Genomic DNA, 17,636 nt, shown 5'->3' with positions numbered 1-17,636 from the left:
TTGATTATATAAAATATTGTAAGAATGAATATAGAAGGATTAGACTATAATACCCAGAGAGCTAAGCTCATTCTGCCTGAATATGGCCGTGAGATTCAGCAGATGGTAGACCATTGTCTGACGCTTACCGACCGTGAAGAGCGCCAGCGTTGTGCAGAGACCATTATCGCCGTCATGGACCGTATGTTCCCAGAAAACAGAGGGGTAGAAGACCATGAGCAGAAGCTTTGGGACCAGCTTGCCATCATGAGCAATTTCCAGCTCGACATCGATTTCCCTTATGATGTATCGGATGCTGAGAAGATAGCAACCAAGCCGGAGCCTTTGCCATATCCTATGCAGCGCATCCCGGTGCGCCATTATGGAGCTATGCTCTTCGAGATTTTCGAAAAGCTGAAGACAATGGAACCAAGTGAGGAGCGCGATAAACTCGTGGAGCTTACTGCCAACCAGATGCATCGCGACCTGGTAACCTGGAGCCATGGTTCCAGCGATGTTGCCAAGGTAGCTTCCGATCTGGCACGCTTTACCGATGGCAACATCCAGCTCGATCTCGATACCTTCGTTTTCGAGAAGATTGAGGCACAGCCTAAGAATGTAAATAATAATAAGAAGAAAAAGTAATCCACATTATTATATATAGTAGACAAGCTTATGGAGTCTTTCATCATAGAGGGCGGTCATCCGCTCAAAGGTACTATCACACCTCAGGGTGCCAAGAACGAGGCCCTGCAGGTTATCTGTACCACAATCCTTACCGACGAGCCTGTGCGCATCACCAACGTGCCGGACATCCTGGATGTGAACAACCTGATTAAGTTGCTCCAGGAGATAGGTGTCAAGGTAACCAAGCACAGCCGTCACGATTATACATTCCAAAGTGATGAGTTGAAACTCGATTATCTCGACAGTCTGGAGTTCGTGAAGAAATGTTCTTCTCTTCGTGGTAGTGTGCTCATGATAGGTCCGCTGCTCGGAAGATGTGGCAAGGCTACCATAGCTCAGCCGGGTGGCGATAAGATAGGACGTCGCCGTCTGGATACCCACTTTCTGGGCTTCAAGTATCTGGGCGCCAACTTCGTTCACGATGACGAGCGTAATGTTTATCAGATACAGGCAAAGAAGCTGAAGGGCTGCTATATGTTGCTCGATGAGGCTTCGGTTACCGGTACCGCCAATATCATCATGGCATCTGTTTTGGCAAAGGGCACTACCACCATTTACAATGCAGCTTGTGAACCATATATCCAGCAGCTCTGCCATCTGCTCAATGCGATGGGCGCCCAGATCAGCGGCATCGCCAGCAACCTGCTCACCATCGTGGGTGTGGATAAACTGCATGGTGCCGAGCATCGCATCCTGCCCGATATGATTGAGGTAGGTTCGTTTATCGGCATGGCGGCAATGTGTGGCGAGGGTGTACGCATCAAGAATGTGTCTGTCAAGGATTTGGGTATTATCCCTGATGCATTCCGCCGTCTGGGTGTGAAGATAAAGATAGAGAACGATGACCTTGTGATTCCTGAGCAGAAGCATTATGTCATCGATTCGTTTATTGACGGCACCATCATGACGCTTGCCGATGCCCCTTGGCCAGGACTCACGCCAGACCTTCTCTCCGTGCTCCTCGTAGTGGCTACCCAGGCTCGCGGCAGCGTTCTCTTCCATCAGAAGATGTTCGAGAGCCGCCTCTTCTTCGTGGATAAACTGATTGATATGGGTGCACAGATCATTCTCTGCGACCCTCACCGTGCGGTGGTGGTAGGTCATGACCATAAGATTAAGTTGCGTGCCGGCAGGATGACCAGTCCTGATATCCGTGCCGGTATTGCCCTGCTGATTGCTGCCATGAGTGCCAACGGTACCAGCCGCATCGCTAATATCGCCCAGATAGACCGCGGTTACGAGGATATCGAACATCGCCTCAATGCGCTGGGAGCCAAGATAACCCGTGTCAGTGATTAATCAATGTTGAATGTTGAATGTTAAGTGTTAAATGTTGAATGATTAGACGCGACGAAGTATATAAGATAGGCAAGTTGGGAAAACCTCATGGCGTGAAGGGCGAGATAACTTTCGCCATAACCGATGATGTTTTCGACCGTGTAGATGCCGAGTACCTGGTGCTCGACATCGATGGCATCCTCGTGCCTTTCTATTTAGAGGAATACCGTTTTAAGAACGATGAGAATGTGCTCGTGAAGTTTGAGGATATCGATACTCAGGAGCAGGCACGCAACTATACCGGTTGCGAGGTTTTCTTCCCACGTCATCTCTCTGACAGTGATGAGGAGAACATGAGTTGGGCAGAAATCATCGGTTTCCACCTGGTAGATGCCGTAAGCGGCAAGGTGGTAGGAACTATCGATCATGTAGACGATTCCACCCTCAACCTTCTTTTCGAGGTAACAACCGATGCAGGTGATGAAATCCTCATTCCTGCCAGCAACGACCTCATCGAAGAGGTGAGTGCTGAAAAGAAAGAAATCAGAATGGCGATTCCGGAGGGATTGCTAGACTTGTAAAGTGAAGAGTGAAGAATTCAACGGCTTTACTAATCATAAAGTTCAAAGTTCAAATTTCAAAGTAAATGAAGAAACAACAGATATGTATTCTCGGTTCTACGGGAAGTATCGGTACACAGGCGCTTGATGTCATCGAGCAGCACAGTGACCTTTACGAGGTGTATTGCCTCACCGCCAACAACCGGGTAAAGGAACTTGCCGAGCAGGCTCGCAAGTTTCATCCGGCAGCTGTGGTCATAGCCAATGAGGCTCGCTACGAGGAGCTGAAGGATATGCTCAGTGATGAGCCTGATATCAAGGTTTATGCCGGTGCTCAGGCGCTTTGCGATATCGTAGAGGCTGAGCCTATCGATATGGTGCTGGCTTCTATGGTTGGCTTCTCGGGCCTGGAACCAACCATCCATGCCATCAAGGCGCGTAAGAAGATATGTCTTGCCAACAAGGAAACGCTGGTGGTAGCGGGTGAGCTGATTTGCAATCTTGCACAGGAATATCATGTGCCTATCCTCCCTGTTGACAGCGAGCATAGTGCCATCTTCCAGAGTCTGGTGGGCGAGGGAGATAACGAAGTGGAGAAGATTCTCCTGACCTGTTCGGGTGGTCCTTTCCGCAACTATACCCACGAGCAGTTGGAGAAGGTGACTGCTGCCGATGCCCTCAAGCATCCTACCTGGGATATGGGCGCCAAGATTACCATCGATTCGGCTTCGCTCATGAACAAGGGCTTCGAGGTGACAGAGGCTAAATGGCTCTTCGGTGTTCCGGCTGATAAGATTGAGGTGCTTATCCATCCGCAGAGTGTTGTGCATAGTGCCGTTCAGTTTGTTGATGGTGCTGTCAAGGCTCAGTTGGGTGTGCCAGATATGCGTCTGCCTATCCAGTATGCCTTCTCTTTCCCTCAGCGTCTGCATCTGAATGGTGATCGTCTCGACCTCTTCAAGACGCAGGATTTGCAGTTCTTTAAGCCTGACTATCAGAAGTTCAAGTGTCTCCAGCTCGCTTTCGATGCCATCAGAAAGGGTGGTAATATGTCGTGTATCGTGAATGCAGCCAACGAGATTGTGAATGCCGGCTTCCGTAAGGGCGAGTGTGGCTTCCTTCAGATGGCTGATATCATCGAAGAGACGATGGCGAAGGCAACTTTCGACAGTAATCCCGACCTCGATGTCTATCTGCAGACCGATGCTGAGGCTCGCAGGATAGCCACGGAGCTGATGGGCAAGTAATAGTTTATAGTTAATAGTTTATAGTTAATAGTTTAAAATGAGCGCAGAACGTAGGACTCATCATAAAGTTCAAAGTTCCAAGTTCAAAGTTCAATGTAAATAAATGGAAGTATTTTTGATCAAAGCGTTGCAGCTGATGCTGTCGCTTTCCATCTTAGTGTTGCTCCATGAGGGCGGACACTTCTTCTTCTCCAAGCTCTTCGGTGTAAGAGTGGAGAAGTTCTATCTGTTCTTCGACCCTTGGTTCCATCTCTTCGAGTTCAAACCGAAGAATTCGGATACTACCTATGGTTTGGGATGGTTGCCGCTCGGAGGATATTGCAAGATTTCGGGTATGATAGATGAAAGTTTCGATACCGAACAGATGAAACAGCCGGAACAGCCATACGAGTTTCGCAGCAAACCTGCCTGGCAGCGCCTGCTCATCATGGTAGGTGGCGTACTGGTCAACTTCGTACTGGCACTCTTCATCTATTCCATGATTCTGTTCCATTGGGGCGACAATTATGTGGCAACCCGCGATATGAGTTATGGTATGAAGTTCAATACCGAGGCGAAGGCATTGGGCTTCCAGGACAAGGATATCCTGGTAAGCACCGACCTGGGTGAGTTCAAGACCTTTGATGGCGATTTGTATCGTAATCTCTCAGAGGCTAAGCAGGTCAATATCATCCGTCAGGGCAAACCGATGACCCTTAATCTGCCTGGCGATCTCGACATGCTCAGTATGATCAAGAGCAGTCCTCGCTTCGTAGATATGTATGTGCCGCTGCAGATTGATAGTGTGATGAAGGATTCTCCTGCCAGCAAACTCGGTTTGACAAAGGGTGATAAGATTCTTGCTATTAATAATAAAAAGGTAGTCTCTTTCAACGAATTTCAGATAGAATTGGGCAGAGTAGAGGATGTGCTTGCTTCGGCTGAGACGCCGCAGGATAGTGCCAGAGCACTGACTGCTCAGGTTACTTATCTTAAGGCTTCTGGCGATACCGTCAAGTCGAGTGTTCTCCTGCAGTCTACTGAAGAGGGTGTGAAGTTTGGTTTCTACAATCATCCTGTCATGCTCGATTATAAGATGACTCATGTCAACTATGGTTTCTTCGAGAGTTTCCCTGCCGGCATCAAATACGGTTGGAATGTCTTGGCAGGTTATGTGGGCGATATGAAGTATGTCTTCTCTAAGGAAGGCGCCAAGAGTCTGGGTGGTTTCGGTGCGCTGGGCAGTCTCTTCCCATCTGTATGGGATTGGCATGCATTCTGGCTTATGACAGCGTTCCTGAGCATCATTCTTGCCTTCATGAACATTCTTCCTATTCCTGCTCTTGATGGCGGTCATGTGTTCTTCCTTCTCTATGAGATTATCACAGGTCGCAAGCCGGGCGATAAGTTCATGGAGCGTGCTGAGTATATTGGTTTCGGCATACTGATTCTTCTGCTTGTCGTTGCCAACCTGAACGATGTTTTGCGACTCTTCGGCATTATGTAATGCCGGAGAATGCGAAATAAAGGTATAAAAAAGAGAGGGTGTGTCATAGTTTGGATAATAGTTGGCGCATAACAGTTGGTCACCGCTTGCACATCACCTGTTGTGCAAGCGCACATCAGCTGCTATGCAAGCGCACAACAGCTGTTGTGCGACCGGAGATACTGACTGTCTCAACAACATATACTAGCTCTTCCAACAACATATACTAGCTCTTTCAACAACTTATACTAGCTCTTACAGCAACTTATACTAGCTCTTACAGCAACAACATATTAGTAGTATTCCAACAAAAAGAGGGTGAATCATTAACTAATGATACACCCTTTTTTTGAGTTTATTCTTTTTATACGTATTATACGTATCTGATAATCTGTCCTACGCTAACCTTCTTGTCTTTGCGGTAGCCGTTGAGTCTGCAGATCTGCTCTACAGTTACGCCACGCTTTTCAGCGATAGAACTAAGCGTTTCGCCTGGCTTCACCTTGTGGTAGAGCTTCTCGCCGCCAGCAGGCAGTTCGTTGTATCTTCCCACTTCGCCGCCGTTAACCTGCTCTCTGGTGTAACCACCATAGCCAACCTTGCCGCGGGCAGCATTGGCATCAGCTGATTCGCTTTCGTAGGTATCACGGTTAAAGCTGTAGAAGTCGCCTGTAACGTCCTGGTTGCGGAAATCGAAGAAGAGTGCTGGGTTCAGAGCCACACCACAGAGACGGGTCTCAAAGTGGAGATGCGAACCGGTACTTCTACCCGTATTACCACCCAAGCCAATCACATCGCCGGCTCTTACCTCTTCGCCCTCAGTAACGAGCTGCTTAGAGAGGTGACCATAGATAGTCTCCAAACCATTGTTGTGACGAATCACGATGTACTTACCGTAACCACCACCTTCATATCTTACGATGCGAACTCTGCCTGAAAAGGCTGAGCGGATTGAGTCGCCAATATAAACCTTGATGTCCATACCTTTATGTTGGCGGCCAAAGCTAGCACGGTAACCGAAGTTACTTGTGACAACGCGACTAGGAGTTGGCATGCAGAAATGACGGAGATCGATGCGGAAGTGCTCAGGCAAGGTTGTAGCCCTGTGAGCGTACTTGTTAGAGAAGTCCTCATACAGCTCGGCTGCAGGGTTCTCTCTGTCTTCAATCATTCGATAATGCGACACAGCGAGTGTGTCGAGCGATTTCATTCTCTGGTCTACAGGTGCCTGTCTTGCCAACAAATCTTGTCCGCAAACGGGAGAAGCTGTTAGCGCCAACAATGCAACGACCGAAATTTTCTTTATACTCTTTTTAAAACTCATACTACTTTTTCTATTTTCTTTTTTTAGGTTCGTGTCAACAGCGCAGAATCATACAAAAAATTCTGCAAAAACCACTAAGGCAAATGCCTTCATGTTGCGGTTTTGTTATATAGACGTTGCAAATGTAACAAAAAAACTTCAAAAAACCAAAGTTGTTAAAGCCAAAAGGGCGATATTTAACGCCCTAGCTTTATTTTTAACTTACATTAGGAAAATAAGATGCAAGGAGTTGACTTTTAGCACGTTTCATGCTTTTGTAGCATTCTCAACAGAGCCACGGCAGGAGAATGCCCCATGAAAATATACTTTTTTACCTCCGGACTGGTGAATCTGAGGCATTCCTGATAAGCGCGGTAGAGGTCGTTGAGATTAATGGTAAATTCCTTACCCGATGACTCTCTGATACCGATAATCATCTTTGCCGTTACATGCAGTTTGACATATCTGATGCCTGTTGCGCTTTCTATTTCCGTAATGTTTTCGAGAATGGCTCTCATTTCTTCCAGGGATATTTCTGGTCGCGGCTCCCTGATAGCCGGCTTTCTTCTTCTATCCATAATTATACTTTTTAGTTTGGGGACAGGCGATGGAATCGCCTGGAACGGGGGTGAGGCTGCTTGATAGCTGAAGCCACCTTTTAGCCTTGCTTTCTGATAGCAGGAACTGCTCTTGCTTGTTGCTTTAGCTGATGGCTGCCCAGTTGATATGGGTTTTCTTCAATTCCCTGAGGCGATTCCAGAGCAGGGCGTTATGAGGAGCATTGCATTCGGGATCGTTGTCGATGATTTCCTGTGCTTCTGTGCGCGCCAGTTGTACCAGCTGACCGTCTCTGGCAATATTCGCTATCTTCAGGTCGAAAGCCATGCCGCTCTGCTGCGTTCCCTCCAGGTCGCCGGGACCACGGAGTTTCAAGTCGGCCTCGGCGATACGGAAACCGTCGTTCGTATCGCACATGATATCAATGCGTTTGCGGGTTTCTTCCGAAAGCTTATAGTTGGTTACCAGAATACAGTAGCTCTGGTCGCTGCCTCTTCCTACACGGCCTCGCAGCTGGTGCAACTGGGAGAGACCGAAGCGCTGTGCATCCAGGATAACCATCACAGAAGCATTGGGCACATTTACACCTACTTCTATTACGGTGGTGGCAACGAGAATCTGTGTTTCGCCCTTTACAAACTGCTCCATCTCTACCTCCTTTTCGGCAGATTTCATCTTGCCATGAATCTTACTCAATTTGAATTCCGGGAATGCCTGTTTCAGCGTTTCGTAACCTTCTTCCAGGTTCTTCAGGTCGCTCTTCTCACTCTCTTTGATCAGCGGGAAGACGATGTATACCTGTCTGCCGAGATTGATCTGGCGGCGGATGCTCTGATAGAGGCTGGTAAGTTGGGTATCAAACTTATGTAGCGTCTGTATCGGTTTTCTGCCCGGTGGCAGTTCATCAATCACGCTCACGTCCAGATCGCCATAAATAGTCATGGCGAGGGTACGGGGGATAGGAGTGGCTGTCATCACGAGGATATGAGGCGGATTCTCGCTCTTGTTCCACAGCTTGGCTCTCTGTGCCACACCGAAACGATGCTGCTCATCGATGACGGCTACGCCTAATCTTCTGAAAACCACAGGGTCTTCGAGGATGGCATGGGTGCCTACCAGAATCTGGATGTCGCCCGTAGCCAGGTCGGCAAGAATCTTCTCTCTCTTCTTTCCTTTTACGATGCCCGTGAGCAGTTCCACCCGGATGTCCATTCCTTGGAGAAAATCACTGATGGTCTGCAGATGCTGCTCGGCAAGGATTTCGGTTGGTGCCATCATACATGCCTGATAATCATTGTCCAGCGCAATGAGCATGGTCATGAGAGCCACGAGCGTCTTGCCTGAACCCACATCACCTTGCAGAAGACGGTTCATCTGTCTGCCGCTGCACATATCGGCTCTGATTTCATGCATCACCCGTTTCTGTGCGCCCGTCAGTTCGAAAGGCAGATGATCGGTGTAGAATCCGTTGAAGATGTCGGCGATGCGGTTGAAGACATAGCCTCTGAACTTGCGGCGCTGGTCGGTGGCATACCTTAATATGTTAAGTTGCACATAGAAGAGTTCCTCAAATTTCAGGCGCACCTGAGCCTTCTGCATCTCCTGATGGGAATGCGGATAATGAATCATGCGGATGGCTGCATCGCGCGAAACCAGATGCAGACGGTCTACGATATGGTTTGGCAGCGTTTCGGGAAGAGGAGGAAGGATGGTGACCAGCTGCTTGGTCATCTTCTCTATGGAACGTGAGGTGTAGCCGCGCTTCCTCAGGTTCTCGGTAAGCGAGTAGTAGGGCTGCATGCCCATCTCTGAAATCTGGAGATTGGTGGCATCGTCCATGTCGGGATGGGTAAACTGGAATCTGCCGTTGAAGACGGTTGGCTTTCCGAAAACGAGATATTCGGTTCCCACCTTATAGGTCTTCATGATGTATTGGGTGCCGCGATACCAGATGAGGTCTGCCACACCGTAGCCGTCTGAGAAATGGGCTACCAGCAGCTTGTTGCGCTTACCGGTATCTATCTCATCGTAGCTGAGTATCCTGCCTTTGAGCTGTACAAAGGGCATGTCGGCATTGAGTTCGCTGATGTGGAAAACCTTGGAGCGGTCTACATATTTATATGGATAGTATTCCAGCAGGTCACTATAAGAGTTGATGCCGAGCTCCTTGCTCAGTATCTCTTTCTTCTTGGGTCCTACCCCCGGCAGGAACATGATGTCTTGGTCTAGAATACTATTCATACTGATGCAAAAGTACAACATTCAGATAAAACAGCCAAAATGTTTAACTTATTTTTAAATAGTGACGTTACAAAACGGAGCATCTTGCGTCTTTATTCTATAATAATCAGAAACAAACTCTAGAACAATGATAAAGATAAAGGATAAACTGTTCATCATCTTATGGTTGCTGTCCTTGGGCTTTGCCGTCCAGGCACAGGATCTTTATGTATCAACCTCTTTCCACGAGCCGGCAACCGACGGCTTGCGGTTCATCTATAGTAGGGATGCCGTCCATTGGGACAGTATTCCTGGCACCTTCCTGGCTCCTAAAGTAGGCAAGCAGAAAGTGATGCGCGACCCTTCCATCATCCGTACCCCTGACGGTGTGTTCCATCTGGTATGGACCAGCAGCTGGCGGGGCGACCGTGGCTTTGGTTATGCCGAGAGTCGCGACCTGATGCATTGGAGCGAACCGAAATTCATCGAGGTGATGGACGATCCTACTACCGTGAATGTATGGGCACCGGAGTTCTTCTGGGATGAAGACCGCCAGCAGGCAATGGTGGTATGGGCATCGTGTGTGCCTAGCCAGCACTTCGCCCTGGGCATCGAAGAAGAGAAGAACAATCACCGCCTCTACTATTCCGTAACCAAGGATTTCAAGACATGGACCAAGGGCAAGCTCCTGATAGATCCGGGATTCAGTTGCATAGATGCCACTCTGCTGAAGCGTGGCAAGAACGATTATGTGATGGTATTGAAGGATAATACCCGTAATGCCCGCAATATCAAGGTGGCTTTTGCCAAGAACCCGATGGGTCCGTGGAGCAAGGCTTCAGAACCGTTCACCGGCAATTTCATGGAAGGACCAACCACTGTCAAACTGCCTAAGAACAGTCCGCTGGGAAATGGTTATCTCATTTATTACGACCGTTACCGTCTCTATGATTTCGGTGCCCATTTCACCAAGGACTTCGTTCATTTCACCGATGTGAGTCAGCAGGTGAGTATGCCGAAGAATCATAAGCACGGCACCATCTTCCGTGCTCCTGAACGCATCGTGAAAGCTTTGCTGGAACAGGACCGCATCCACTATACTGGAACCACGATGGCAGATCCGTCGCGTCATGATGGTGCCTTGTCGCCAGTGGTAGGAGTCCACAATATCCAGACGCTCCGTGCCAACCGCGAGCATCCTTCCCAGGCAAATGGCGGAGGCTGGACCTATAACCATCAGCCGATGATGGCGTATTGGAACGGCAAGTTCTACATGCATTTCCTGAGTGATCCTGCCGAGGAGCATGTACCCCCATCGAGAACCCTGATGCAGGTTTCTGAGGACGGATACAACTGGAGCCAGCCACAGATTCTCTTTCCTGAATATGATGTGCCAGCCGGTTTCAAGAAGGCGAAATACCAGCCGAAACCGGAACTGCAATATCCTGATGTCTACAAGCAGAAACCGCTGAAGGCTATCATGCACCAGCGTGTGGGCTGGTATGTATCCAAGAGCGGCATCCTCCTGGCTACCGGAAACTATGGTGTGGCTTTGGACAGAAAGGACGACCCGAACGATGGTAACGGCATCGGCCGTGTGGTGAGAGAGGTGAAGAAAGACGGTTCGCTCGGACCTATCTATTTCATCTATTACAACCACGGGTTCAATGAAAAGAATACCGCTTATCCTAATTATAAGAAAGCATCCAAGGCGGTAAGAGCGGCTTGCGAGGAAATCCTTGCCAACCCACGTTACCGCATGCAATGGGTGGAAGAGGCAGATAGAGGCGAAAAACTGATACCTGTCAACAACGGCTACAAGGCTTATTGCGACTATACCCTGCCGGATGGCAGAATAGCCAGTCTGTGGAAGCATGCCCTCACCTCGCTGAGTCTGGATGGCGGTAATACCTATACCACGACCAACCGTGCCCTGGGATTCGTCAACAGCAATGCCAAGATTTGGGGACAGCGGTTGACCGACGGCAGCTATGCCACCGTCTACAACCCTTCAGAATACCGCTGGCCGCTGGGCATCTCGCTGAGTGGTGACGGTCTGGAATACAAGACACTGAATCTGATTTGTGGCGAAGTACCACCGATGAGATATGGTGGCAACTATAAGAGTCGCGGTCCGCAGTATGTCCGTGGCATTCAGGAAGGCAATGGCATTCCTAAGGATTCGGATATGTGGGTGAGCTATTCCATGAACAAGGAAGATATCTGGGTGGCGCATGTACCCGTTCCGGTCAAGACCGTGGCTACTGCCCATGCCGATGATGATTTCGCCCAATATCAGAAACTCGGCGATCTCAAGACTTGGAATATCTATTCTCCGCTGATGGCACCGGTTTCGCTCCGTCAGGAGTGGCTCGAACTGAAGGATGAAGATCCGTTTGACTATGCCTGTGTAGAGCGCAAGATTCCTGTTTCTTCCTATCTGAAAGCATCCTTCGATGTGCAGGCTGCACAGACCCACAACGGTTCCCTGCAGATTGAATTCCTTGATGAGAAGGGCATCGCCTGCACTCGTATCGAACTGAATAACGAAGGAATGATCCGTGTGAAGAACGGAGCGAGATATGGTAATGTGATGCCTTATCAGACTGACCAGACCTATCGCTTCGAGGCAACATTGGATACCAAGCACCGCCAGCTCAACCTCACAGTGAGCACCCTCGATGCTGAGGGCAAGGCATTGCAGAGCAAGAGCACCAGGCGCATCTTCTTTGCACCGGTGCATCAGATCGAGCGCATCCGTTTCCGTACCGGCGACCTCCGTACCTTCCCGACCATCGACACTCCTGCCGACTGGTTCGGTACTTTGGAGCATGCTGGTGATACCGATACCACTGCCCTCTACCGCATCGCTCATGTCAAGACCGTGAGTCTGGATGCTGATGCCGGTTCGGCTGTGCTCAAGACCGCAGATTACAAGCATTATGTAGACGATTTCAATGCGATGGAGCCGGAGGTTCTCCATACTTCAGCCATTCCGAATGCGCAGGCATGGGACTGGATGAAGCAGAATGTGCCCCTTTTCGACTGTCCGCAGCGCAACTTCGAGGAAATGTATTATTTCCGCTGGTGGACGCTCCGCAAGCATATCGAAAATACACCTGTAGGCTATGCGATGACCGAGTTTCTCGTGCCTCGCAGCTATGCCGACAAGTACAATCTCATCGCCTCTGGAGTGGGTCATCATATCCACGAGAGTCGTTGGATCCGCGATGGCAAGTATCTCGACGGCATCCTGAATACCTGGTATCATGGCAATGGTGGCAAGCCGATGGCTAAGATTAATTTCTATAGCAGTTGGATGCCTGCTTCAATCTGGGAGCGCTATCTCGTAGACGGCAACCGGAAGGAGTTTAAGTCGTTGCTGAACGACCTGGACAAGGAGTATCAGCTGTGGGATAACCACCGCTGGGGCAACGGACTCTACTGGCAGTATGACGTGCGTGATGCGATGGAAGAGACCATCAGTGGCGGCAGAAGAGAAAAGAATGCCCGTCCTAGCATCAACAGTTATATGTATGGCAATGCGATGGGCATCGCCCAGATGGCAAAAATCATCGGCTATCAGGATCTGGCAAGGAAGTATGAGGCTAAGGCTGATACCCTGAAGCATCTGGTAGAAACCCAGCTCTGGGATGCCGACCAGCAGTTCTTCGAGGTGTATAAGCCGAATGCCGACGAGTCAAAGGAGGTAGCCAAGAAGAGAAGTTACCAGCCTAGTGGCGATGCTGCGGTATCGGCAAAGGTGCGCGAGGCAATCGGTTTCCTGCCTTGGTATTTCAATCTTCCTGCCGATGAAGCTAAGTTTGCTGAGGCATGGAAGCAGGCTGCCGACAGCAAGGGCTTCTCTGCTCCTTACGGACAGACCACCGCAGAGCGCCGCCATCCTCAGTTCCGCTCTCATGGAGTAGGAAAGTGTGAGTGGGATGGTGCCATCTGGCCTTTCGCTACCGCCCAGACCCTGACAGCGATGGCGAATTTCATCAACAATTATCAGGTGAAGCCGTCTGCCCTCGCAGCTTCTGCTAAGGGTAGTCTCGATATGGACAGCCTTTATTTCAATGAGATGGAGAAGTATGTACAGAGTCAGAGCATGCGTGGCAAACCTTACATCGGTGAGTATCTTGATGAAACCACTGGTTACTGGTTGAAGGGCGATCAGGAGCGCAGCAGATATTACAATCATTCTACCTTCTGCGATCTCATCATCACCGGCATCGTGGGTCTTCGTCCTCGTGCCGATCAGACCATCGAGGTGCGTCCTATCATCCCAGCCGGCAAATGGCAGTACTTCTGTCTTGACAAGGTGCGTTATCATGGTCACGATCTCACCATCCTCTACGACCAGGACGGCTCCCGCTATCATGTGGGCAAGGGTCTGCAGGTATGGGTAGATGGCAAGTTGGCGGGTCAGCGTGATACGCTCGGCAAACTCGTAGTGAAGGATGCATTTAAATAATGTAGAATAAGATATGAAACAGAGAAAATATTTATTGATACTGATAGGACTTTTGAGCATGATGCAGATTCATGCTCAAAAGTCTGTTGCTTTTAAGACGACCGGTGAAGCACCTCAGCCACAATGGATTGGTGCGATAACCGATGAGGATGCGCATATCCCGAGTAACCGCGATTATGTAGGAACAGGAACGGTGAATGCCAAGGGAAAACCAGACTGGAAGGCTACGGCTCCATTGTCAAGACAAAGCATCTGGCTGAAGAAAGAAATGAAACTCCCGGCTGATGTCCGCAAGGCAACGATGAAGATTGTGGGACTGGGTTTCTATGAACTCAGCATCAATCAGCAGAAGGTAACGGATGCCGTTTTCGCCCCTCTGTGGAGTGATTACGACAAGACCGTCTTTTACAATACTTACGATGTGACTGCGTTGTTGAAGAAAGGTAAGAACCTGCTCTCGGTATTATTGGGCAACGGATTCTATAATGAGCAGGGTGGAAGATACACCAAGATGAAGGTTTCCTATGGTCCTCCTACGCTCTACTGTTCGCTCGAAATCGAACTGAAGAATGGCAGAACCGTCTGCATCATCAGCGACGGTTCGTGGAAATATTCGCCTAGCAGCATCACCTTCAACAGTATCTATGGTGGCGAAGACGAGGATGCCCGCATCACGCCTTCCTGGAAACCGGTGGTGATACAGAAGGGACCTCGTGGCATCCTGCGCCAGCAGATGGCACAGCCGGTGAAGATGATGGAATACTTTGGTGTGAAGAGCCGTCATCAGCTCACTCCTCAGGAAATCGCCAAGGCTTCCAATGCCAAACATCCTATTCCGGTAGGAACCTTTGTGCTAGATATGGGACAGAATCTTGCCGGTTTCCCACAGATCAAGGTCAGTGGAAAGGCAGGACAGCAGGTGCGGCTCTATCTCTCAGAAACCCTGACTGCACAGGGAACCTGCAATCAGAAACAGTCGGGTAGTCCTTACTATCTTACTTATACGCTCAGCGGAAAGGGCGAGAAGTCGGCTGACGGCAAGCGTATCGAGACCTGGCATCCGCATTTCACTTATTATGGTTATCGCTATATCCAGGTAGAAGGTGCCGTGATGAAGGGTGATGAGAATCCTGATGGCAAGCCAGTGATAGAGGATATCCAATCGTGCTTCGTCTATACTTCTGCTGCGAAGATTGGCAGTTTCGAGTGCTCTAATCCGATGTTCAACCGTGCTTATCAGATAATCGACCGTGCCATCCGAAGCAACTGGCAGGCAGTATGGACCGACTGTCCTCATCGTGAGAAACTTGGTTGGCTGGAGCAGGATTGGCTCAATGGCGAGGGATTGGTATACAACTACGACTGTCGTTCGATGATAGAGCAGACGATGCAGAATATCGCCGATGCCCAGCATACCAATGGTGCAGTTCCTACCACCGCTCCTGAGTATATCTACTTCAAGGGCAAGTGGCTCGACCCGTTTGCTGAATCTCCAGAGTGGGGCGGTGCCCTGGTAGCGCTTCCATTCCTTTATCAGCAGCATTACGGCGACGACCGGATGGTGAAGAAATATGCACCGCAGATGTTCCGCTATGTGGATTATCTCCAGAGCAAGGACAGTTGCCGGATACTGAAACAGGGTTTGGGTGACTGGTATGATTACGGAAAAGGCCGTTCGGGCTTCTCTCAGAATACCCCGATGCCGCTGGTAGCTACAGCCCATTATTATCAGTGGGTGAAACTGACACAGAAGGCAGCGGCAATGAGCGGAAAGACAGCCGAAGCCAACCGCTATGCCATCCTGGCTTCTGAAATCCTGCAGGCTTTCCAAAAGGAATTCCTGCATGTTGAGAAGGCTGCATCTTCAGAGAAATCTTCTTCGGATGCTGTCGTAAAGGATGCGGTAGAAAAGGTATATTACGGTTCGGGAAGTCAGGCTTCCAATGCCATTCCGTTGGTGCTGGGCATGGTTCCGTCGCAGTATCGCAAGCAGGTTCTCCAGCATCTGGTAGATGATATTCATGCGCATCACGACCGCCTGACAACCGGTGATGTGGGCAACCGCTACCTCTTTCAGGCATTGCTCGAAAACGGGTATGCTGACCTCTGGTACAAGATGCTGGCGCATGATGATGTGCCGGGCTACGGCTTCCAGATCAAGAAGGGAATGACCACGCTCACCGAACAATGGAATCCGGAGATGGGTGCTTCGATGAACCATTTCATGATGGCGCATATCAACAACCATTTCCTGCCGGATATTGTGGGCATCCGCATAGAGCAGGGCAGACTCATCATCGCTCCTCGGCCGATGGGCGACCTGACCTGGGCTAAGGGAAGTACCCAGCTCAGCAATGGCAAACAGATTGCCGTGGCTTGGAAGAAACAGGCAGATGGCAGAATCGAGGTAACGGTAGATACCGATAATGATGTTGAATATGAAATCAAGATAGATTATGATGAAACAGAACATAATGATGGCACTTATCGTGGCAAGCATGTCTTTGTCGGCAAGTGCGCAAAATAACGGAAACCAGCCAAAGACTGTCGCTCAGAACAGTTATCAGGACCATTTTACCCGCAGTCTTCACGATGTGATGCAGGATGTATCTCAGCGTTGGGGCGTCCGCTTCAAATATAATGTAGATACCATCGGCAAGCAGTTGCCTTATGCCGATTTCCGCATCAAACCCTATTCGTTGGAGGAAACCCTGACGAATATCTGTAAGTATTTCGACTTCAACTGGTGGAAGCAGAATGGTAATGTCTATAAGATCAAGCCTTATGAATATCCCCGTCGCCATACCGAAGAGGGTGAGCAGATGCTTGCTTATCTCAAGACGCTCTACCAGAACCGGGAGCAGTTTGAAACACGCAAGGACTCGGTACGAAAGGAGGTGCGCCGCATCCTGGGCATCGACCGCTATATGGATTCCCTGGTTCACAAGAAGCCGATTCTCGGAAAGGTACGCAGGTATGATGGTTATACGGTTCAAAATATCTGCATCGAGACCTTGCCTGGCGAGCATGTCTTCGGTTCCATCTATACACCTGCCAAGAAGGGAAAGCATCCGTTGATCATCTGTCCTGATGGTCATTTCGGAGGTGGCAGATATCGTGCCGATGAGCAGCAGCGCCTCGGAACCTTGGCAAGAATGGGGGCTATCTGTGTAGATTTCGACCTGTATGGCTGGGGACAGAGTGAGGCTGAGTATGGTAAGAATTCGCATCAGACCGACCGCGCCCATGTGATTCAGGCTCTGAATGCAGAGGTATTGCTCGATTATATGTGGAACCATCGCAAGGATGTGGATAAGACGCGCATCGGAGCGAATGGTGGCAGTGGTGGCGGTACGCATACAGTCCTGCTGACGGTACTCGACGACCGTATCACGGCAGCAGCCCCAACGGTGAATCTTGCTTCTCATTTTGATGGTGGTTGTCCTTGCGAGAGTGGCAAACCTATCCAGTTGGCGGGTCATGGTACGTGCAATGCCGAGTTGATGGCATTCTTTGCCCCTAAGCCGTTGTTGGTAGTGAGCGATGGTGGCGATTGGACTGCCTCTGTTCCAACCCTCGAGTATCCGTATCTGCAGTATATATATAATATGTATGGTGCCAAGGAACAGGTAACCAACGTGCATCTGCCTCAGGAGCGTCACGATTATGGTGTCAACAAGCGCCAGGCAAACTACGATTTCTTCATCCGTGTCTTCGGTTTGGATTGCAGCAAGTTGGATGAAAGTAAAGTGAAGGTTGAAAAACCGGAAGTTTTGCAATCAGTCATCAGATAATCAGACAGAAGATAATAAATCAGACCTCATGTCGTTTTTTTAATGACGTGAGGTCTTTTTTGTCTTCT

The 17,636-nt window shown here is 49.5% G+C and carries 11 protein-coding genes; 8 read left to right on the top strand and 3 right to left on the bottom strand.

Features of this window, described 5'->3' with window-relative positions; all coding sequences use genetic code 11:
* Positions 1-24 precede the first annotated feature (24 nt).
* From ACWJAO_RS01320 to rseP, 5 genes are all read left to right on the top strand, one after another.
* Positions 25-624, top strand: coding sequence for a DUF4290 domain-containing protein (locus ACWJAO_RS01320; protein WP_449138985.1), 600 nt, complete (start codon positions 25-27; stop codon positions 622-624).
* Between the two features lie 30 nt (positions 625-654).
* Positions 655-1,965 (top strand): UDP-N-acetylglucosamine 1-carboxyvinyltransferase, encoded by a 1,311-nt coding sequence (gene murA, locus ACWJAO_RS01315; RefSeq protein ID WP_200756311.1) that lies wholly within the window; start codon positions 655-657, stop codon positions 1,963-1,965.
* 38 nt (positions 1,966-2,003) lie between these two features.
* Entirely contained in the window at positions 2,004-2,525 is a 522-nt protein-coding gene (gene rimM, locus ACWJAO_RS01310) for a ribosome maturation factor RimM (RefSeq protein ID WP_117586415.1), read from the top strand.
* A 65-nt stretch (positions 2,526-2,590) separates the two neighbouring features.
* Positions 2,591-3,751: a 1-deoxy-D-xylulose-5-phosphate reductoisomerase gene (locus ACWJAO_RS01305; RefSeq protein ID WP_449138984.1), complete on the top strand. Its 1,161-nt coding sequence runs from the start codon at positions 2,591-2,593 to the stop codon at positions 3,749-3,751.
* A gap of 103 nt (positions 3,752-3,854) precedes the next feature.
* Positions 3,855-5,237: an RIP metalloprotease RseP gene (rseP, locus tag ACWJAO_RS01300; RefSeq protein ID WP_449138983.1), complete on the top strand. Its 1,383-nt coding sequence runs from the start codon at positions 3,855-3,857 to the stop codon at positions 5,235-5,237.
* Between the two features lie 352 nt (positions 5,238-5,589).
* Here the strand turns inward: rseP and ACWJAO_RS01295 are convergent, their stop codons facing one another.
* The 3 genes from ACWJAO_RS01295 to recG all read right to left on the bottom strand — a co-directional run bounded on the left by ACWJAO_RS01295 (position 5,590) and on the right by recG (position 9,318).
* Positions 5,590-6,540 carry a peptidoglycan DD-metalloendopeptidase family protein gene (locus ACWJAO_RS01295; RefSeq protein ID WP_449138982.1) on the bottom strand — a complete coding sequence of 317 codons (951 nt, stop codon included), beginning with the start codon at positions 6,538-6,540 and terminating at the stop codon, positions 5,590-5,592.
* Between the two features lie 236 nt (positions 6,541-6,776).
* Positions 6,777-7,097 (bottom strand): hypothetical protein, encoded by a 321-nt coding sequence (locus ACWJAO_RS01290; protein WP_294848912.1) that lies wholly within the window; start codon positions 7,095-7,097, stop codon positions 6,777-6,779.
* Between the two features lie 124 nt (positions 7,098-7,221).
* Positions 7,222-9,318: an ATP-dependent DNA helicase RecG gene (gene recG, locus ACWJAO_RS01285; RefSeq protein WP_449138981.1), complete on the bottom strand. Its 2,097-nt coding sequence runs from the start codon at positions 9,316-9,318 to the stop codon at positions 7,222-7,224.
* A gap of 991 nt (positions 9,319-10,309) precedes the next feature.
* Between recG and ACWJAO_RS01280 the strand changes: the two genes are divergently transcribed.
* The 3 genes from ACWJAO_RS01280 to ACWJAO_RS01270 are packed head-to-tail and all read left to right on the top strand — an operon-like array spanning position 10,310 to position 17,568.
* On the top strand, positions 10,310-13,774 hold the full coding sequence (locus ACWJAO_RS01280; protein WP_449139014.1) for an MGH1-like glycoside hydrolase domain-containing protein: 3,465 nt from the start codon (positions 10,310-10,312) through the stop codon (positions 13,772-13,774).
* Positions 13,775-13,787: 13 nt separating this feature from the next.
* Entirely contained in the window at positions 13,788-16,301 is a 2,514-nt protein-coding gene (locus ACWJAO_RS01275) for a family 78 glycoside hydrolase catalytic domain (RefSeq protein ID WP_449138980.1), read from the top strand.
* On the top strand, positions 16,231-17,568 hold the full coding sequence (locus tag ACWJAO_RS01270) for an alpha/beta hydrolase family protein (protein WP_449138979.1): 1,338 nt from the start codon (positions 16,231-16,233) through the stop codon (positions 17,566-17,568). Before ACWJAO_RS01275 ends, ACWJAO_RS01270 begins: the two co-directional genes overlap by 71 nt.
* Positions 17,569-17,636 lie beyond the last annotated feature (68 nt).

Source organism: Segatella sp., assembly GCF_977051555.1.
Note: the sequence above shows the minus strand (reverse complement) of the source record. Positions and strands in the feature narration are given on the sequence as shown.